Raw genomic sequence first — 19763 nt, 5'->3', positions numbered from 1 at the left:
TCCAGGAGGTTATACTGGTTAATGTAAGTTAATTTATGTGTGTACTACAATTCGACCATCCACTTTAAGTTTACCCTCAACGAACAGCTTGACCGCTTCAGGGTATATCTTATGCTCCTGTTCCAGTATACGTGCTGAAAGGTCATCAGCGGTATCATTGTCAAGTACAGGTACGCATTTCTGGATAATTATAGGTCCTGTATCCATTCCTTCATCAACGAAGTGAACGGTACATCCGCTGACCTTAACACCATAATCAAAAGCCTGCTGTTGTGCATGAAGGCCTTTAAAAGAAGGGAGCAGTGCAGGATGGATATTTATTATCCTGTTGCGGTATGCTGAGATAAGGTCCTTTCCTACAAGACGCATGTAGCCTGCAAGGAGTACAAGGTCTGTACTGTTGTCTTTAAGTACCTCAAGGATCTCTTTCTCGAATTCCTGTTTATTGGAATAGTCGGAAGGGTCGATGAATACATCGGTAATGCCGTGATCCCTTGCACGTTCAAGCGCATAGGCATCCTCAACATCGCTTATTACAACGGATATATTTGCATTCTCTATGTATCCGTTCTCTATATTGTCAATTATAGACTGAAGATTTGATCCTCTTCCTGAAACAAGTACTGCGATGTTGGTGGTCATTGCTAGTTCTAAAAGGGATCTCTATATATTAGCGTTTTGGATCTGCCATGTCTTTCAACAGCATAAAAGGACGCCTGACTCTGAAAAAAGGGAGAATTGATATTGGGCACTGTTGTGATCATATCTCTATATTGTGTTTCTTTGTCCTCTCATCGATAAGCTCTGCCAGCTCTTCGGTACCAGCCAGCTTGTCAAGTTCGGACTTTTCGATAAGGACCGTGTTCTCCACGGTCTCTGATTTGATCTGACCGTTTATGATAAAGACAGATTTTGTCCTTGTGACACATGATATACTGCTCATGAGATCTGCACGCTTGATCATTGCACTACTATATGTACTGACCCCTGTGAGGAGTGTATCGGATGTATCCTTGGATATAGCTTTGAAAGGTGCCTGACTTGTGGACATCACCTGATATCCAAGTGCATAGAGCATGCCAAGTATACCGTCATCAGGTTGTGCCTCTATTGGCGTCTCCTTTTGTATCTCTACCTTGGCCTTTTTCTCAAAACAGCGAAGTATGTCTATGGACTTTGCCAGAGCCACGTCCAGCAGTTCCTCTAGCTGGAGGACCACGTCTATGGATGCATCCATCCCACCTTCCTCATATTTACTGATGGTCCTTCTTGATACTCCAAGTTCTGTTGCCAGTGCTCCTAATGACATGGCGGTTCTCTTGCGTGCTTCCTTGAGCACATCTCCGTCAATGGAGACATAAAGCCCACCAGGGGCCGCTGAAACAAGAGGTGGAACCTCCTCTACGAAATAGTCATAGAGGGTCTCGACATTAACTGCCGGGATATCATATCGCATATAGACGACGCTATCCTCAAGCATCTGGTCACGTGTCTTTGCACCTATAAGGATCGCAGTGCCACCAAGATACCTTGCAAGGCTTTTCATTTCTCTTGCGGTTTCCTCGTTAAGCCCGTCTATATTGAACAGGACTTTGCAAAAAAGGAGGGTTTCACCTTTCCTTGCTGCAAGATCAAAGCTCCTTGGTCGAATATTACATCTCTTTGATACAATGAAGCCTGCTTGCTGTAATACATCAATTATCTGATGTATAAGGATCTCTTTCGTCATGAGTAAATAGGCATTGTTTGCACATCTATATAAATATATCTTTTATATATGTAGCTTTTTTGTTAGGTGTGCTTTATTTCCAGTGTTCTGTCAACCATTAGTCTAGAAAATTATTTATTTGATGTGTTGAAATCTTAGTGTATATACAAAACCGCTTGTTTTTCTAAACATAGTTCGGAATGAATGTTTGTTGGTAGCATGGGTAAAAAGGTTCAGGATAAGGATGTACGGAAAAAGGGATTTTTAGCTTCCCTGTTGGAGTCTATCTCCATTAATGGCAGGATGGACCCTGAGAGAAAACATTCTCTGTTTTCTTCAAAGCTACTCCCTATGTCCAGTTATGCCAGTATCTCAGCTCAGCAGGTGAATACCGAACATCAGACCTATGATGCATTCAAGGGGATTTCGATAACTGATGGGAATATCAGTCCTTTGAATAGTTTCATGGAGGAACTTGAGGAAAGTGAGATCTTCTTCGGAAAGGTGGTAGAACACTCTCCTATATCCCTTGTTCTGCTTGATGTGGACAACAGTCCGGTATATTTGAACCGTAAGTTCACGGAAACATTTGGCTATACCATGGATGACCTCTCTTCAATGAAAGAACTGTGGGAACATGCCTTTTCCAGTTTAGACAATGGACCGGATGTTGTCTATACAAATGAATTGAAAATGCCATGCAAGAATGGTTCTATAAAGGATGTTGAGGTGAACACCACAAAACTCACCGATGACCGAATGATCCTTCTTTTCAAGGACCTTACTCAGATAAAAGCTGCAGAAAAAGCTCTTTTCCTTGATGAGCTCAGACTGGAAGCCCTGGTGGAACTTAACCAGCTTACAGGTTCAAAGACCCGCGATATCCTGAGCTTTTCCCTTGAAAAAGCAGTAGAACTAACAGAAAGCCAGATCGGATATATTGGATTTGTGAATGAGGACGATTCCACTGTTAACATGTATGCCTGGTCAAAGAGCTCCATGGACCTCTGTGACATTGAGAATGAGAGTAATGTCTACCACTTTAAGGAAACTGGTCTTTGGTGCGCTCCTATCCTGCAACGTATGCCCGTATTAACAAACAGCAATAAGGAAAATAACGCAGATGCGGGTTCCATTCCTGGCATCAGTGTGAATATCCGAGATCATCTGGGAATTCCGGTATTCGATGATGGCAAAGTGGTCATGATAGCAGGCGTGGGCAACAAGGACGGGGATTATAATAGTTCCGACATAAGGCAGATGACGCTTCTAATGGAGGGTACATGGAAACTCATACAGAGGAAGCAGAGTGAGGATAAGATCAAAGCATATTTGGATCAACTTGCAAGGAACAACAAAGAGCTTGAATCACTTGACAGGATGAAGGACGAGTTCATGGCGAACATAACACATGAACTAAAAACTCCCCTTATCCCGATAAAAGGATACAGTGAATTACTTTTAGAGGGTCATCTGGGTGCTCTTGATGGGGAACAGATGAAAGGTGTGGGGATGATCTTGCAGAATACCAACAGGTTACAGAAACTCATCGATTCCCTGCTATACATGCAGAATATCCACTCCGGTAATATCCAGTATCATCTTGATTCCATAGATATCATCGTTCTTCTTGACAAAGTTACCACTGACATTTCATCATTGAAAAATGATAACTCTCCGGCCCTGTACAAGGAATATCCTTCTTCCGTTCCATTTATAAGTGGCAATTCCACCTATCTCGAACAGGTATTCTCACACATACTTGAGAATGCTTTCAAATTCACTTTTCATGATGGTTCTATAACTGTAAAGGTATCCACTGAAGGTAATGATCTTCATGTTATTGTGAAGGATACGGGAATTGGGATCCCTAAAGAGGAAATGCCTCATATATTCAAAAGGTTCTATCAGGCAGATGGTTCTCTCACAAGGCGTTATGGTGGTAATGGACTTGGATTATATCTCTGCAAAAGCATCGTTGAAGCACATGGTGGTTCTATCCGGGCTGAAAGTGAAGAAGGCAAGGGAACAGAGATACATGTATTTCTCCCTCTGATCGAAAAGGATTAGAGGTCCTTTATGTTCCAGAGAATCATTTAACAATGATCGGTCATATCTGCTAATTGTCCCATGAGCGATAAGAACATAAGAATGATCATAGGCATGGATGATACTGATTCCAGAGAGGGTATGTGTACAACTTACCTTTGTGCTCTTTTAAGGGATGAGCTCTCATCTTTTGCTGATATCGTAGCAGAACCCATACTTGTCCGGCTCAATCCCACTATTCCCTACAAGACCCGTGGGAATGCATCTGTGGCATTGCTTGTAGAATGTAATGATCCGGAAAGGATAGTTGAACATGTAACCGCTAAGGTTGCTTCCATGGCCTGCATGAACAATGAGAACACCAATCCTGGTATTGTTTTCATTACAGATGATAAGTTCGAAGCTGTAAAACATGAGCTCAGTACTTTCTTCAGGCGGGCAGTAAAGGAAGTTATCACAATAGATGAAGCAAAGGAACTGGCTTCTGAACTTGAACTTCGTTTTAAGTTCTTTAAGAACGGCCGTGGGCTGATCGGCGCTCTTTCAGCATGTGGTGCGATGCTCGATCTTGAGTGGGATCACACTTATGAATATCTGGCCTACAGAGAAAAAGATGTATGGGGAAATCTTCGAACTGTGGATGAGACATCTCTCTTTGAAGCGGACAGGCAGACATATCCTGATACATGGGATACTGTGGACCTTGTCAACAAAATGGCAGTATGTGTACCTCATTCGGGTGATCCCGTACTTTTCGGTATAAGGGGCAAAGATTCCTCTTCTGTGGAAAAGGCTGCTTCCTTTGTGATATCCGAACCTGTAGAACGTATCTGCACGTATCGTACTAATCAGGGTACTGATATGCATCTGATCCCTGTTTCAGGTGTAGAAGGTATCGATGAGATGCATTCATATATACTGGAAGGTGAGGTTGTATCAGATCCGGAGACCATCAGGGGCGGACATACGATATTCTCATTGGTGGATAATCAGGGTGAAACAATTGATTGTGCAGCTTTCGAGCCTACGAAGAACTTCAGGGAACTTGTCAGAAAGCTGATACCCGGTGACAGGATCGTTGTCTATGGTAGTGTTACAGAAAGGACAATGAATATCGAGAAGATGAAGATACTCAAGCTTGCCCTGAAATATGAGGTCTCTAACCCGGCATGTCCATCCTGTGGCAAGAGAATGAAATCAGCAGGTTCCGGGCAGGGTTATCGATGCAGGAAATGTGGTACCAGTTCCATGGATACAGAAAGGTCTGAAGTAAAAAGGGATATTCAGGCTGGCTTCTATGAAGTGCCTCCCTGTGCCAGAAGACATCTTGCAAAGCAACTTATAAGGTTTGAAAAAGATGATCTGCCCGTTTTCCCGGGCAGGTAGTTGTTATTTGTTTTAATTTACCATCGACAGCTTTTATCTGAGCGATCTTAGCTCAGCTATAGCTGCAGATCTCTGCTTGTGAAGGTTCACATTGATCCTTTTGACAACAGAATCCCTCTGCTCACTTGAGAGTCCCAGTGTGTTCTGTGCGACCTGTGGTGTTTCTCCTTCCAGTAAGAGTGCGAGGAACCTGTCCACCAGTTCGTATGTAATGCCAAGCTCATCCTCATCGGTCTGGTCTGCCCACAATCTTGCAGATGGTGCTTTTGTGATGATCTCCTCAGGGATCCCTACGAGTTTTGACATTTCCCTTACTTCTGTTTTGTAAAGGTCGCCTATTGGTTCTATGTCAACTCCACCATCACCGTATTTTGTGAAATATCCCAGAAGTATCTCGGTCTTGTTGCCTGTTCCCATGACCATTCTTGACATCATGTTAGCATAATAGTAAAGAGTGCACATGCGTATCCTGGCCTTGAGGTTGCCATTGGCATGTGAATTTGTTTCAGAGCTCTCAGGTATGGTGTTCATAAATCCGGAAAGTATCTCTGAGATATCAATGGTCTTGAACTCTATCCCAAGTCTTTCTGCTACTTCGGTTGCATCCAGGACGTCTTCCGCAGGTGTTAGGTTAAGTTCCGGCATATGTATCCCAAGGACATTCTCCTTGCCGAGTGCTTCAACTGTAAGGTAGGCTGTAAGAGCAGAGTCAATTCCTCCACTGATGCCTACAACGGCACCTTTTACTCCAGCTTCTCTAGTCTTTTCCTTGATGAACTCAACTATGATATCTTTAGCTTTTTCAATGTCCATATTATCAGGCCTGCCAGAGCTATAATTGGGACTGTTCTCAATTATACTTATCTGTTTGTCTTTGGCTGGAGAAGTTTGATCCCTTCTCCTGTTATGGTGTAATTGATAAGTTCAAGGGATATCTCCGTTTCTCTCATTTTTGGGATGGACATGAATCTTTCCATCTTACCTGTATATGGATTCTCCTTTGTCATCAAACGGATGGTCCCGTAAGTGGAATACTCAGCTATTCTATGAGTTAGCTCATGTGCCGTTGCATCCATTATAATAAGTGATGTCTTTTTTTCCTCAGAGAAGGTGTAAACAAGGGTCTCAAGTTTATCCTTGAACAATTTAAGTTCCATGCCAATTGCAAAGGCTCCGAGGTTATCAAGGACAATGACCTCGACATCTTCCGGAATGATGTATTTGAAGTTGTTCAGGTCCGATACGTTCATCGAGACATTCCCGTATTTGTCCTCTACATTGCTGACCCTTTTTTCAAGCAATCTCAGCATTGTAAGCTGTTTGCTCTCTACAAATGGTTCCATATCAAGACCGATCGATCTCCCATGATCGATTATCTTTTCAGGTGTTTCCTCTGTTGCTATCATTGCACATTTATGTCCCTCTTTACATGCGTTGTAAAGAAAATGGATAGCAAATATCGTTTTTCCTGTACCTGGTTCTCCTGTGATAAGAATCGCTTCACCTTCTGGAAAACCTCCCTGTATCTTTTTATCGACATCAGGTATTCCACTGGATAGTCTGATCAAGATATCCCTCCCATTTAAACGTATATCTATAATGTGATATAATTATTTGGAGTGTGTTATTGGTCCACTGTTGTAAAAAATATGAAGAAAAAGATGCCTGTCGGACATAAATTCTTCAGTATGTGGGCTGTGCATTCAATTATATCGGGACCATCAATAGCATTCATCCTTTTTAGACATGCAAATATTGATAGTTGCTATCACTTATTGCTTTTTGATGATAGGAGCTTGATCCCTTCTTCAGTAATGTCATAATTAATAAGTTCAAGAGTGACCTTTGTCCCTCTCATCTTGGGCATATACATGTATCTTTCCATTTTACCTGTATATGGGTTCTCTTTTGTGGTCAGTTTGATGGTACCATAGGTCGAGTATTCTGTGATCCTGTGGGTCAGCTCATGTGCTGTTGCATCCATCATAATAAGTGATGTCCTGTTCTGTTTTGACAGCAGATATGCCAGTGCATCTACTTTGTCCCTGAACTCCTTCAGGTCAACACCTATGGAAAAAGTGCCCATGTTATCGAGAACTATAACATCGATATCTTCTTGCATCATATGAAGAAGGTTGTTGATATCATCGATCTCTATATATTTTTGATTTGTTCCCTCTCCGATGTCAAAAGCCCTTATCTCCAGAAAACGTACCATAGAGAGTTGATTAGTATTCACGAAAGGTTCAAGGTCGAACCCAAGTGCTTTCCCGTGAATGATAATTTTCTCGGGTGTTTCTTCAGTAGCTATCAGGGCACATCTTTTTCCTTCTTTACATGCATTGTAAAGGAACTGTATGCCAATTATTGTCTTGCCTGTTCCTGGTTCTCCTGTGATGAGAATACATTCTCCTTCAGGGAACCCTCCTTGTAGTTTTTTGTCAAGGTCTGTTATTCCGGTAGATATCCTTGTCAATATTTATCACCCATTCGATCCGTGATATTATATCTGTTCTTAAAGTATATATCTACTGTTCCGGGGCTGAACGTCCTGTCAATTTGTTAATATTATTTTTCTCCATTTTGTTCCTGGATATGTCAAAGATCTAATCTATATTCAGGAAGTATCTGCTATTATTATGGAATACTACATTGCAGACTCTGCTGTTTTTATTATGGGGGCAGGGCTAGAACCTCACAGGATGATAACCATTCCTTCGGTGGTCAATGAACTCAAAAGCAATGAGGCATCCATGCGTTTTGAGCTCGCTCGCGAGAGTGGGGCACGTGTGGAAATGCCGGGTGAGGACTTCCGTGAAGCTGTGCTGAAGATCGCAAAAGAGACAAGGGACTGTGAGGAACTTTCTGCGACAGATGTTGATATACTTGCCAAGGCATTGGAGTATAAAGATAATTCTGTGCTTCTTACAGATGATTATGCTGTTCAGAACGTTGCCAGGGTGATGGGCATAGAAGTAAAGCCTGTAGCTCAGAAGAAGATAAAAGATGTTCTGGTATGGCAAAAACAATGCGCAGGTTGTAGAAGGTATTTTGATAGCGGTGATGTTTGTCCTGTTTGTGGTTCAGCACTCAGGAAAAGGCGTAAAAGAAAAATATAACATCTCTGTTGGTATATAACAAATTATAGGTTAAACATGGATATGCGGGATTCATATGAAGAATATTGATAAATTGATCCAGAAAGCTCTTGAATTACAGGCCAATGGTCTTGTAACAAGGCAGATCGCAGATGAACTTAATGTTTCCAGTGAAACTGTCACATGGCTTTTGACCAGGGCGAAGAAGGAAGATGTATCCTCAGCACCGAAAGATATATCGGTTAACTGGAGCAGCATCGGAAAGAGCGCATACAGGACCCGACATATTGGGATCGCTATGTGTGATATGGTGCTTGATACTGTAGTAGCTACAGAAAGCGATATTGACCTTGTCGTTGGTATCGGTCTTAGTGGTGTTCCACTTGCAACTCTCATAGCAGAGGAGCTTGGAACTGAACTATCTGTGTATCATGCTTACAATGAACAGGAGGGTGGTACATTGAAGGGCGCTTTTAGCAGGAACTTTGCAGGCATCAAGGGAAAGAGATGTGTCATAGTTGATGATGTCATTACAACTGGTACCACAATGAACGATGTTGTCACTCAACTCAGAAGTTCAGGTGCAAAGCCTGTAGCTATCGCTGTTCTTGTAGATAAGAGCGGTTCAGAAACACTTTCAGAGGTTCCGGTCCAGGCACTTGTAAGTATAGTGCGTGTTGATTGAACCAGTTCAAAAAGTAATACTAAAATAAAAAAGAGTTCAGAAATGAACCTGTAGGAGTTATTCTACTCCTACTGATCCTATTTTCTCTACTAATTTCGAAAGCACTTCTGAGCGCATGCCTTCTACGAACTTGATACTGCCTACTACAAGGTGTCCTCCACCGTTGACCCCGCCGCCTTTTACTTCTTCGTGGAGTTCCCTGACCATCTGTGGTATGTTCATCAGAACACCCCTTGAGCGTATGACCGCAAAGTCAGGTCCATATCCTATAGTTACGACAGGTTTGTCTTCGTATCTCTTACACAACTTGTCGTGGACCTCACCTGATGTCTTTCCGGGTGGTGGGAATGTGAACTTGTGAGCATGGTTCTCAACATCCAGCACATTCAGGATAGCTCCATTTGGAAGGTCCTGCGCTTTCACATGAGACATACATACATCTATTTGCTCAGCGATCATTTCATTTGCCTGTTCGCAAAGCACGTTGACCAGATTCTTGTGTATAGTATGGTCACCAAAGTCCAGTATATCATCAATAATACCTTTTCCAGGACTGAACTTAAGCCAGTATGCTGCAAAGTCAAGAGCAAGTGCCATATCTCTCAGGTGTTGCTCGGTATACTTGTCAGATACAAGTTCTATGTATCTCCTTGCCTCTTCAGCTTCTGAGCGGTCACCAAGGGCAGCTACTGCGGGGAGGTGGTTGATCTCGTTCTCAACCTTGACATTTATCATGCGTGCTACCTCGGTACAGAGCATACCTGCTGTCATACCGAAATCTCCTCCTACATGTGCCGGGTTAACATGGGTCAATAGGTATTCATCGACCACATCATCAGGTTGGTGGTGGTCCATGACTATCATCTGCATGCCGTATACCTGCGCCTGCTTCATTGCAGCCACGTTCTCGTTGGATGATCCGTTATCCACACTTATGATAAGTGGCATCTTCTGTCCATGTCTTGCTGCATCCTCTAGGGCAAAGCCGATGTCACGCACAACATCGGTCACCTCATAGAAAGGTGCCTTGGAAGGAGCACGTCTGTAAAAGTGATATTCTCCGTCCTGACCGTTCACTTCCTGTATCAGTGGCAGGATGGCTTTCTCAATTGCCAGTGCTGCTGTCATTCCATCAGCATCGGCATGGTGGCGCAGAAGTATAGGTGTGGATCTAATGATCGCCTTCCTTATTTCCTTTGCAGCCTTCTTCATGATAGGTCTGAGCTTTTCAAGGACCTCGCTCTCCACCATGTACTCGATCTCATAGGGTTCTGCCCTTCTGTCAATGGCAGCCTCTATACGTTCCAGTATCTCGGCTTCCTTTGGTCCGGTGAGCCTCTTCATGCTCTGGATCTCAAGCTGGACACTGTCTCCACGGGCTGTTATCTCTCCTGTGGCTGAGACCATCATGTCAGAGTCTATTTCAGGATACGATCTTTCACCAGCGCTTGCAAAGGCCGCACCGGATATCTGTCCTGTTTCGTCTGCTATGGTAAATATAGTAGGACCGGCTGTCTGTTTGACCTGTATGATCTCTCCTTCGACCTTTACTTTCTTTCCTACCATCTGAGGGAGTTCGTTCGCTAGTTTGACAGGCAATTGCTTCTCAAGTTCTATGGTCTGGTATTCCTTTAGTTTACGTGGTGCCAGATCCATCTTCCCTCTTGGTTTGATCTCCTTGAGCATTACTATAACATCTTCACCTACTTCGAGAGGGCCATTCATATTGCTTGAATGTACAAGCCCTCTTAGGTTTGAATTAAGGTCAACGAAAACACCGAAATCTGCAATGTTCCTGACTACGGAATGATACATCTTTCCGACCTCAAGTTCATCAATTGTGCATGAATTGTCAAGCTTGTAAACTATCTGCTTCTTTGCACATTCCTGACAGACTTCGTTGCCGTTATAGAGTTTTTCCATGTCTGTTCCACAGATCTTGCATTTGTAAAAAGCTCCTTTCCCGTTGCAATTGGTACAGGTCTCTTTGTTCTCTATTTCCCCGCTTCCTCCGCAGTTGGTGCATGAAGAACCATTTTTCAAAAAGTTAGCCATGTCCTTCTCTGAAAGTTTCATAAAATCTACGGACTTTGATTTCCCAGTCCCTTTGCATTCGGGGCATTTGGAAGTGCCAGTGACACTATATCCTTTCCCGTTGCATTCTATACATTTCTCGCTCATTGTATCTACTCTTAAATAGTATACGTTGGATTTATGTGTTTGCTTGTAACTGGGAGTAATAAAGACTAGCCAGATTTATACTATCTATTTATATAATCAGTTACTGGTGCTGATTTTGAAAAATTGTTTGAAATTATTAACATCAAAATCAATCACATTAATAAACGATAAATGAGTTCTATAATCTGTTGGGTCTGAAATGTTATTTCAATAATAACAACTGCTTTCATGCTTTCGTGTACATCCCCTCAAACAAGAATTCAGACCCAACCCTCTATAAACTCTTTTAGACACTGTTCTTCTGCTTTAATGGACCATTTCCACATATTCACCGGCATATTTTTAAGAAGTATCATCTCTATATAATTATAGTTAAGTTTTTCAGGAGAGTGATCATATCGCCTTAGTCGATATTATTTTACCCTTAGCTGTGGTGGCAGTCTTTATACTGTCAAAAGCTATCAAGATAGTCAATGAATATGAACGTGTAGTTATCTTCCGTCTTGGAAGACTGAGTGGAATAAAAGGCCCGGGTCTGTTCCTTATTATCCCGGTTATCGATACTGTTGTGAAGATCGACCTGCGTGTCGTCACTATTGACGTACCGAAGCAGGCTGTCATTACAAAGGACAATGTGACAGTGGCTGTTGATGCTGTTATATATTATCAGGTGATCGAGCCTTCAAAGGCCGTCAACGAGGTTGAGAACTTCAAGTATGCAACTGCTATGCTCTCTCAGACGACCCTTCGTGATGTCATCGGACAGCTTGAGCTGGATGATGTGCTTTCTGACAGGGAGAATGTCAACAGGAACATTCAGGAACAGCTGGATATTTCCACAGATCCGTGGGGTATCAAGGTCACAGGTGTCACTCTAAGGGATGTCAGTATTGATGAGACAATGCTGCGTGCAATTGCAAAGCAGGCAGAGGCAGAGCGTGAAAAGCGTTCCCGTATCATTCTCTCAGAGGGTGAATATCTGGCTGCTGAGAAGATGAAGCAGGCAGCACAGTTGTATCAGGAGATGCCTGTAAGTCTGAAGCTCAGGGAATTGCAGACATATGCAGAGATCGCAAGGGAAAGGAATCTCATAGTTGTATCGAATTCAACTGATATAGCAGAGATCGCTGCAATGTCGAAGGCTTTCTCCAGGAAAGAGTGAAAGGAGGAATTATGGATAATAAGTGCCGGTCTTACCTGAGCACTTTTCTTTTTTTTATTCTGCTACTGTCCCAATTCACAGGTCTGGCATGTGCTGCCGGAGAGCAGAAGGTACTGGTGCTCGAGATATCGGATTCCATCACTCCGGTTACGGATGACATGGTGGCTGATGCCATATCATTCGCCGAGAATGACGACTATGAAGCTCTTGTCATCACGCTCAATACTCCAGGTGGAAATCTGGATGAGACCATTGACATCATCGAACAGATAGCTGCAACTGATGTTCCGGTAATTGGATATGTCTATCCGGAAAGCACAAAAGCATGGTCTGCTGGTACCCTGATCCTGATAAGTACTGATATAGCTGCCATGGCACCTTACACTATCATAGGTTCGGCACAGCCAGTAGCTGTAACATCGAGTGGCAGTGAGCCTATAGATGATGAAAAAGTGGTCAATGCTCTTGTTAAAAGGGCAACTGAGAATGCTAAACAGCATAATCGTAATCAGACCGCAGCGGAAGAGTTCATAACTAAGAACCTGAACCTTGATGCCGATACTGCACTGGAGTATGGTGTGGTAGAGTATGTTTCCCCTTCTATAGCTGACCTGCTTTCACAGGTAGATGGGGATGAGGTGAAAGACAAGGTGCTTGACACTGAGGGTGCGACGATCGTTCATTATGATGCTTCACTGAAACTCGCTTTCCTGAACATAATCTCTGATCCGATAGTCTCCTCGCTACTTCTGCTCCTTGGAGTCTATGCGGTGATACTGGGTATCTCGCATCCTGGTTTTGGAGCTGAACTTTTCGGTGTGGTTGCCATTGCCCTTGGGCTGATCGGTACCGGATTTGATGTGAATATCGGTGCTCTGTTCCTTATTATAGTAGGTGTGATCCTGCTGGTGCTGGAGTTCCAGGCGCCAGGATTCGGTATTTTCGGGATAGCGGGTCTTGTATGTGTGGTCGCTGGCAGTGTTTTGCTGGCTCCTACGGATTTCCCACAGAACTATACACCTGCGGAATTCCAGAGGACACTGATACTTTCAGTTGCAACACCGACCATTGTTCTGGGGATGTTCCTTGTGTTCATAATATACAAGGTATTCGAGGTCAGAAGGAGAAAACCTCTCTTTGGTGAACTTATAGGTGATTCCGGACAGGCCCTCGATCCAATTGGCAATGGTCAGGAAGGTTACATACTCCATCGTGGCCAACACTGGAAAGCACGTTCATCTGAAGTTATAGAGAAAGGTGACAAGGTCAGGATACTGGAAAAAGATGGTGTTGTCCTTGTTGTTGAGAAAATGAAGGATGAACCGGAGTCCGAAAAGTAAGGTTAAAATGTAAGAAAAAGAAAGGCAGGTCCTTTCTATTTCCTTTTTACCATCTCTATGACACGGCGTTTCTTCTCGATAGCATCGAGTGCAGCAGTGTCAATTGCTTTTTTCATTTCTTCGAAGTCGCGTGGATTCTCATCGCCTATCATCTTCTTGATAGGTGTGTATGCAGACTCTCTGAAGCGTGGTGTGAAATCCTTCACCTCACCGTCAATTATCACTTCAGCACCGGTACCTTCAACCACTTTTCCGATGACCGCGATGTCTACATCAGCAGTTCTGATGGTCTTCATGATATCCTCGGCATACTCGCCGGGTGCAATGATAAGCAAAGCATCAAGTGAAACTCCAAGGTAATCTATCTCAAGGGATTCAAGCATTTCAAGTACAGTCGGGTTTACCAGTTTCCTCATATCTTTCTCTTCAAAGATGAGCTTGACACCTGCTGTCCTTGAGATCTCTTTCGCATCTCCGCGGATACCACCATTTGTGACATCTGTCATTGCGTGGATGTGCTTTACAAGACCTGAATCGATAAGTTTGTCACATGCTTCCAGGAATTTTATGTTAATGGTCTCATCCACCACATCATGCATGTCATAATAGAGTGCAGTTGTGGATATTGTACCGCCACCTGCTCCTTCTGTCATGAGGATCACATCGCCTACCTGTGTCTGTTCTCTGGATGTGAGGTCTGTTGAGACCCCTACGGCACCAACACCTCCGGTCATACGCTCGCCGATCACCATGTCACCGCCGATCCTGAGGGTACTGCCTGTTATGAGTGGGATGTTCGAGAGCTCTGCAACTGCTGTTATACCTGCTATGTGGTCGAAGACCTTTCCTACATCACCATCATCAGCTACGTGGATGTCAGAGAGCATTGCCACCGGTCTTGCACCCATTACATAGATGTCACGCAGGGCTGCCCTTGCAACGTGGAATCCTGCGAGGAATGAATAATCGCTAAGTCTGGAATGCATACCATCCACGGTAAGGATGACGTATTCTCCGCCTTCTGATGTGACAACTCCTGAATCATCAAGATGGGTGGTGTCTACTACTGCCTTTGTCTTGCCTATGACCTCAGCTATCTTCTCATGTGTGTAGAAATCACCAAGACCTCTTGAACCAACACCGAACTCTCCCATTGTCACTCCGGATACTGTGGGTTCGAGTACATCTCCCTTGAGGACAAGGGTTGCTTTTGCTTCTGTGATAGTTGCCTGTGCAAGTTTGCGTGCGTGTTCAGGGCTTGTGTTCTTCACTTCCAGTATTCTGGCAGTGAGCTTGTCTTCCAGTTCAGGGTCGTTGTTCTTAAGCCCTCGTTTTGCGTAGCCTTCGATATCCATATTCTCATTCCTTTAGCACATAGCAACAAAGTTCTTCAGTATCTTAAGGCCCACGTCACCGCTCTTCTCAGGGTGGAACTGGGTTCCTATCACATTGCCTGCATCATTGACAACGGCAGCTGCAAATTCCGTGCCATATTCGCATGATATCAGTGTGTTCTTTTGACTGGTGTCCACGTAGTATGAGTGGACGAAGTAGACGAAGGAACCTTCCGGTATGCCTTCAAAAAGAGGATGGTCCTGTGTTATCTTGATCGAGTTCCATCCCATGTGTGGAACCTTTAGTTCTGAGTGTGGGAACCTGAGCACCTTTCCTTTCACAAGATCGAGGCCTTCTGTAAGCCCGCCTTCTTCCGATGTGCTGAGCATCATCTGCTGTCCCAGACATATACCGAGCATTGGTTTGCCTGAAGCTACATAGTCATCGATGGTGCTTCTCAGTTTCTCGACATTCTTCATTGCATCCCTGAATGCCCCAACTCCCGGAAGGATGACCCCGTCAGCACTTTTGATCTCTTCAGGGTCGCTTGAGATGAGTACGCTGGCACCTGCGTGTTCCAGTCCTTTTTGAACACTCCTTAGGTTGCCAAGTCCGTAATCGATGATAACTATCTTCTTCATGTGGAATTAAAGAATGGTTTTGGTACATGAATGTAACGATAATTAATTATTCAGTAGACTATATAAAAATCAAGAGCAAATCAATAAATTTATATCTAATGTTCTTTTCCTACTCATCGGTGATTTTTTGAATTTTTTAGAAAAACTGTTCAATGATGATAGGGCCATCGAGCTTCCTATCAATATTGTTGTAATGTAAAAGTCTAAACTACAAGTATTACAGCTACACAGAATTCTATGTTTGCCCACATTCAATTGTGTTTATTTAAGGTACATGCCGTGACTTTAAAACACAATTCTCTCTTCAAATTTTGACAAAGTATAGCTTCAAGTAAAAACGGAATCATCATCGACTGCCACATATTTATACTAATGTGGAGGTGGGTATGTAATTTCTTATTAGCCCGTGTTTTTAGTGCACATATTCCTAAGAAGTGGCTGGCCTGAGTATATTTTGTATAAATCTAATCTCTCTCTTTGCTTAGCTCTATTGATGTTGATTCTTTCCAAGGATAGACACCTTTTTATATTCCCCCACTTAGGTGATTCTAGAGGCAAAAGATGCCTAATAGATACCATATGAGGTGATAAAATCAGAAACATTAGAACCATAAGTGGAACAGAAAAAGGTGCTTTAAGAGTTTGCATCCCACCGGCTCTGGCAGCAAATATTGGCATGCATGCAGGTGAGAAAGTAATGATTACAACAGAAAAAGGAAAGGTCATAGTCTCACCAGTTCCCGAAGCTTTTGGCGAGGATTCGGAAATTGGTGACTATGTAGCCGAAGACAAAGTACTCTATCCTACCACGGAGAAAATAAAATGCCTTCAATGAAGACAATATTGTTTTGCTATTTAAGCTCATTCCTTTCCCTCAATGGAGTGGTCCTACGTGGATGATTTCAGCAGCATGGACTTCGAATCCTACTCGAAATACATCGCTAACAACCACCCGGATTTATTGGAGCAATGGGAGTCTCATGGAGATACTCTGCGTTCAGGGCTGGCTAAACTGATTCGTGAAACCGCACGTTCAGTACAAGCATAACTGATCCCTATTGAATTGATTTATGAACACAATAAACAAGAGTCGTAGACTTGGACAAATTCCAGCTACTGCTCTTGTAATCTAAGGAACCTTATGTGCTATGTATTCAGCAAAGGCACAAAGGAAAGGCATTAACATGAATGACAATAACATATTACTAAATAAGGATAACGAAGACAAAGTTATCCACGATGTAGACTGCACAATCACAAATGATCCAACCTTCAATGAGAAGATGGAACAAGTATTGAGAGAGCTATCTGAAGTACCTTTGAAAGGTGTTGTAGAGATCGATGAAATCATCATATCTTTCATCGAAAATTCAGATATTGTACCTGTTATTGCGGTACAGGCTGAATATAGAGGATGCAAAGTGGGTACATTCGAGCTAGGCTATCGTCTTGATTTTGAAGAGCTATCTTACACCGAGGCCAAATTTAAGCGCAAGGGAGTGCTATTGCCTTTGATAGAGGACCTTGAGGAGATAACAGGTCAAAAATGTACCAAAACAGTATATAGAGCTGTTAGCAAATTTGTGGAAGAGCACAAAGACTCAATCACAAAGAAAGAGCCCTTGTTGAAACAATACAAGACCCTCAATGCACAAAACGCACTTGAATATAAGGAAAGTGCTATTGGTGAGAAGACAAAGGAATATCGGAGTGTACCAATACCTTACCCATACGTTGGTTTGGGTGATAAATTATGTATGTACAAAACCGTCAAAGACAAAGATACAGGCGACCTGATCACAAAACCAGTTGAAATCTCTTCTTTTTGCGGTATTGTAGAGCACGGTGTATTCAAAAACGGACAAGAGCAGGTGACTGTCTCATGGAGAGCGAGTGATGGAAGAACCATCGAAAAACACCATCCTAAACACTTTGTACTTAATAGGAAAGGTATAGAACAATTACAGATGGAGGGCCTCGTGGTTACTGAGGCAAATTTCAAAATACTTCAGGATTATTTCTTCAAACAAATGTCCGAAGACTCCAAGCTACCTGCTGAAGAGCAAAATATACGTCAATATAAGCCGGTAGATACATGTGGCTGGCATGATAATGTTTTTGTCCTTGGTAACCAAACCGTAGGTCGTACTAATCAAAGATACGTCCTTTCAGAGACAGAAGAAAGTCGTTTCCAACATATAAAGAAAGCAGGCAGTGTAGAGGAATGGGTAGAGGGTGTTAGGGACTTGATTACTGACCCTTCGGTCTTCTTTATTTGCTGTTCTTCATTGGCCGCTCCATTACTTGCCCCATTAGGAAGGGATTCATTCACTGTTAACATCTCATATAAAAGCAGTAGTGGAAAGTCTACTTCCTTTAAGGTAGCATCCTCGATGATAGGTAATCCGAAGGGTATAATGTTTACAGGAAACTGCACCATGAACGCAGTTGAACCTTTCCTCCATGAAATGACCGACTTGCCTACATTCATGGATGAGTTGACATTCAAAAAAGTTGACCTTGATAACTTCAAGCAGCTTATAAAATACGTAATCTCTATGAATCGTGGTAAAATGAGGATGGTCATCTCTGGATATCCTTCGGGTCTTACATGGATGACAATATTGCTGACATCTCAAGAGGACAGCTTCTTTTCACGCAATGCCAACGACGGAGAGTATCCGAGGGTCATTGATATCAAAAGGAAGCCCACGTTCAATGGGTCTGCTGTGAAGAAATTTGAGGCTACGGTATTGCCAACACAACTACATGAGGGAAATTACGGTCACATCATAGGACCTTACTTGGAGAAAGTAATGAATCTCATTGATTCTGGGCTATTAGAGTCAAAATATGAAGAGTACCTTAAGGTGTTCCATCACGAAGAAGGTAAAAAGAACAGAATATACAAAAATGCTGCAGCTATAGCACTAGCAGGAGAGATTTTTAGTGATATCCTTGTGAATCTTGGGTTGCCGAGAGTGAACCACATAAACATTGTAAAGGAAATCGTGGACGAGTACATCAACTCAATACAAGAAAGCCATATTAAGGCATTAGAGGACCTCATGAGTGATGTCATCGCTAACATGTGCTATCTAAATGAGCCTGAAGAGCATGACAGAAAGATCATCGGATACTTTGAGGAAGGAGATACTGAACTCAAATTACTGTCTACCTCTTTGATGGATTTTATGGACAAGAGAGGTCATAATCACAACTATAAAGAAATGTGGCAGGAACTTGGCATCATAGCCCAGCAGCCCAGTAGGCCAGGGTACACTGTGTCGAGAACAATCAATGGCAGACGAAAGGGAGTCTATGCGTTCGATATCGAAAAAGTATTGAAGTATACTGGAATTGATTTTAAGGGTGAGATAACAGAGAGTGATTCTCAACATCTGTCTTCAGAAGTCTCCTCAGCTGAATACGATATTGAAATAGACCCTTCTGAAATTTGAGGACTTGATATGTAGCACTCAGAAGGTGCTACATTTTTTAATTTCCATTGGGCACATATGCACACATATTCGAACACATGCATCTACTAGTAAAAATCAACATCAATCTGCATGGAGCACATAAGCACATTCATTTCTGAGCACCCCCTCGCATTAATACAAGATATATATCTAGTACTGAATCTATGTATTCCTCTTTTTCTTTTCATGATGTATGATAATAGTAATATGTTCTATATGTTTAATGTCTATTGATAGTGATTACCATATGTGCTCAGTATGTTCCCATTATGTGCTATTACGTAGGTAGATATCGATATTAAAATATGTGCTTACTATTTGAGAGATAAATTGCGACAATAGTGGACACGTATATTTCCGGTGGAATGACGCATAAAAATACATTTTAATTTCTTGTGGAGAATGATAGTTTCAGACCATCATAACTAAAAACCCACCTATTTTAACCTAGACTATCTCATGTTAATATTATAACATAAACATACCCTCTCTGGACCATCTCCGCACATGAATCGCTACCCATGGGCCATTTGCCAAAAATCTTCGCTCACCCAGACACATTTTCCCCCCGACGAACAGACCATCCCAAAAATAATCTTACAACACCCACATAAATGCTCTGAAAAACTCCGATGAGGGAAATGTACGGAAAGATTCGTAAACTACACTTTTTTCACCATAGAACATTGCAAGTTA

Annotated in this window: 16 protein-coding genes; 8 read left to right on the top strand and 8 right to left on the bottom strand. The window is 42.6% G+C overall.

Annotated elements, in window-relative coordinates; translation table 11 throughout:
• Positions 1–33 precede the first annotated feature (33 nt).
• Positions 34–642: a phosphoribosylglycinamide formyltransferase gene (gene purN, locus BM008_RS07370; protein ID WP_091935484.1), complete on the bottom strand. Its 609-nt coding sequence runs from the start codon at positions 640–642 to the stop codon at positions 34–36.
• A 118-nt stretch (positions 643–760) separates the two neighbouring features.
• Entirely contained in the window at positions 761–1729 is a 969-nt protein-coding gene (locus BM008_RS07365) for a transcriptional regulator (RefSeq protein ID WP_091935481.1), read from the bottom strand.
• 198 nt (positions 1730–1927) lie between these two features.
• On the opposite strand from BM008_RS07365, the gene BM008_RS07360 reads away from it, so the two are divergent.
• Positions 1928–3778: an ATP-binding protein gene (locus BM008_RS07360; protein ID WP_177188005.1), complete on the top strand. Its 1851-nt coding sequence runs from the start codon at positions 1928–1930 to the stop codon at positions 3776–3778.
• A gap of 60 nt (positions 3779–3838) precedes the next feature.
• Positions 3839–5143 carry a tRNA(Ile)(2)-agmatinylcytidine synthase gene (locus tag BM008_RS07355; RefSeq protein ID WP_245747958.1) on the top strand — a complete coding sequence of 435 codons (1305 nt, stop codon included), beginning with the start codon at positions 3839–3841 and terminating at the stop codon, positions 5141–5143.
• 33 nt (positions 5144–5176) lie between these two features.
• Here BM008_RS07355 and BM008_RS07350 read toward each other — a convergent pair whose 3' ends face one another.
• From BM008_RS07350 to BM008_RS07340, 3 genes are all read right to left on the bottom strand, one after another.
• A complete protein-coding gene (locus BM008_RS07350) occupies positions 5177–5956 on the bottom strand; it encodes an NAD+ synthase (RefSeq protein ID WP_091935473.1) in 780 nt (259 codons plus the stop codon).
• Between the two features lie 47 nt (positions 5957–6003).
• Entirely contained in the window at positions 6004–6711 is a 708-nt protein-coding gene (locus BM008_RS07345; protein WP_177188004.1) for an RAD55 family ATPase, read from the bottom strand.
• Between the two features lie 200 nt (positions 6712–6911).
• On the bottom strand, positions 6912–7619 hold the full coding sequence (locus tag BM008_RS07340) for an RAD55 family ATPase (RefSeq protein WP_091935468.1): 708 nt from the start codon (positions 7617–7619) through the stop codon (positions 6912–6914).
• Between the two features lie 163 nt (positions 7620–7782).
• Here BM008_RS07340 and BM008_RS07335 point away from each other — a divergent pair, with 163 nt between their 5' ends.
• Together BM008_RS07335 and BM008_RS07330 are read left to right on the top strand one after the other, a co-directional pair.
• Positions 7783–8262: an NOB1 family endonuclease gene (locus BM008_RS07335; RefSeq protein ID WP_091935465.1), complete on the top strand. Its 480-nt coding sequence runs from the start codon at positions 7783–7785 to the stop codon at positions 8260–8262.
• A gap of 55 nt (positions 8263–8317) precedes the next feature.
• Positions 8318–8926, top strand: a complete 609-nt coding sequence (locus BM008_RS07330; RefSeq protein WP_091935462.1) for an orotate phosphoribosyltransferase-like protein — start codon at positions 8318–8320, stop codon at positions 8924–8926.
• Between the two features lie 57 nt (positions 8927–8983).
• Here the strand turns inward: BM008_RS07330 and BM008_RS07325 are convergent, their stop codons facing one another.
• Positions 8984–11107 carry a DHH family phosphoesterase gene (locus tag BM008_RS07325; RefSeq protein ID WP_091935459.1) on the bottom strand — a complete coding sequence of 708 codons (2124 nt, stop codon included), beginning with the start codon at positions 11105–11107 and terminating at the stop codon, positions 8984–8986.
• Positions 11108–11540: 433 nt separating this feature from the next.
• On the opposite strand from BM008_RS07325, the gene BM008_RS07320 reads away from it, so the two are divergent.
• Both BM008_RS07320 and BM008_RS07315 read left to right on the top strand, forming a co-directional pair.
• Positions 11541–12269, top strand: a complete 729-nt coding sequence (locus tag BM008_RS07320; RefSeq protein WP_394328918.1) for a slipin family protein — start codon at positions 11541–11543, stop codon at positions 12267–12269.
• A gap of 11 nt (positions 12270–12280) precedes the next feature.
• On the top strand, positions 12281–13609 hold the full coding sequence (locus BM008_RS07315) for an NfeD family protein (RefSeq protein WP_091935453.1): 1329 nt from the start codon (positions 12281–12283) through the stop codon (positions 13607–13609).
• A 35-nt stretch (positions 13610–13644) separates the two neighbouring features.
• On the opposite strand, the gene BM008_RS07310 is transcribed toward BM008_RS07315, so the two are convergent.
• Entirely contained in the window at positions 13645–14964 is a 1320-nt protein-coding gene (locus BM008_RS07310; RefSeq protein ID WP_091935450.1) for an AIR synthase-related protein, read from the bottom strand.
• Between the two features lie 12 nt (positions 14965–14976).
• On the bottom strand, positions 14977–15585 hold the full coding sequence (hisH, locus tag BM008_RS07305) for an imidazole glycerol phosphate synthase subunit HisH (RefSeq protein WP_091935447.1): 609 nt from the start codon (positions 15583–15585) through the stop codon (positions 14977–14979).
• A 697-nt stretch (positions 15586–16282) separates the two neighbouring features.
• On the opposite strand from hisH, the gene BM008_RS14885 reads away from it, so the two are divergent.
• A complete protein-coding gene (locus tag BM008_RS14885; protein ID WP_177188003.1) occupies positions 16283–16420 on the top strand; it encodes a hypothetical protein in 138 nt (45 codons plus the stop codon).
• Positions 16421–16769: 349 nt separating this feature from the next.
• Positions 16770–19046, top strand: a complete 2277-nt coding sequence (locus tag BM008_RS07300) for a DUF927 domain-containing protein (protein WP_177188002.1) — start codon at positions 16770–16772, stop codon at positions 19044–19046.
• The last annotated feature ends 717 nt before the right edge of the window (positions 19047–19763 follow it).

The sequence above is a fragment of the Methanolobus profundi genome, from assembly GCF_900114835.1.
Classification (GTDB): domain Archaea; phylum Halobacteriota; class Methanosarcinia; order Methanosarcinales; family Methanosarcinaceae; genus Methanolobus; species Methanolobus profundi.
Note: the sequence above shows the minus strand (reverse complement) of the source record. Positions and strands in the feature narration are given on the sequence as shown.

Excerpts from the sequence above, each read along its gene's own strand:
- BM008_RS07330 (WP_091935462.1), top strand. The coding sequence starts at position 8,318 with ATGAAGAATATTGATAAATTGATCCAGAAAGCTCTTGAATTACAGGCC.
- BM008_RS07360 (WP_177188005.1), top strand. The coding sequence starts at position 1,928 with ATGGGTAAAAAGGTTCAGGATAAGGATGTACGGAAAAAGGGATTTTTA.
- BM008_RS07315 (WP_091935453.1), top strand. The coding sequence starts at position 12,281 with ATGGATAATAAGTGCCGGTCTTACCTGAGCACTTTTCTTTTTTTTATT.
- hisH (WP_091935447.1), bottom strand. The coding sequence starts at position 15,585 with ATGAAGAAGATAGTTATCATCGATTACGGACTTGGCAACCTAAGGAGT.
- BM008_RS07310 (WP_091935450.1), bottom strand. The coding sequence starts at position 14,964 with ATGGATATCGAAGGCTACGCAAAACGAGGGCTTAAGAACAACGACCCT.
- BM008_RS14885 (WP_177188003.1), top strand. The coding sequence starts at position 16,283 with ATGATTACAACAGAAAAAGGAAAGGTCATAGTCTCACCAGTTCCCGAA.
- BM008_RS07300 (WP_177188002.1), top strand. The coding sequence starts at position 16,770 with ATGAATGACAATAACATATTACTAAATAAGGATAACGAAGACAAAGTT.
- BM008_RS07365 (WP_091935481.1), bottom strand. The coding sequence starts at position 1,729 with ATGACGAAAGAGATCCTTATACATCAGATAATTGATGTATTACAGCAA.
- purN (WP_091935484.1), bottom strand. The coding sequence starts at position 642 with ATGACCACCAACATCGCAGTACTTGTTTCAGGAAGAGGATCAAATCTT.
- BM008_RS07355 (WP_245747958.1), top strand. The coding sequence starts at position 3,839 with ATGAGCGATAAGAACATAAGAATGATCATAGGCATGGATGATACTGAT.
- BM008_RS07325 (WP_091935459.1), bottom strand. The coding sequence starts at position 11,107 with ATGAGCGAGAAATGTATAGAATGCAACGGGAAAGGATATAGTGTCACT.
- BM008_RS07335 (WP_091935465.1), top strand. The coding sequence starts at position 7,783 with ATGGAATACTACATTGCAGACTCTGCTGTTTTTATTATGGGGGCAGGG.
- BM008_RS07350 (WP_091935473.1), bottom strand. The coding sequence starts at position 5,956 with ATGGACATTGAAAAAGCTAAAGATATCATAGTTGAGTTCATCAAGGAA.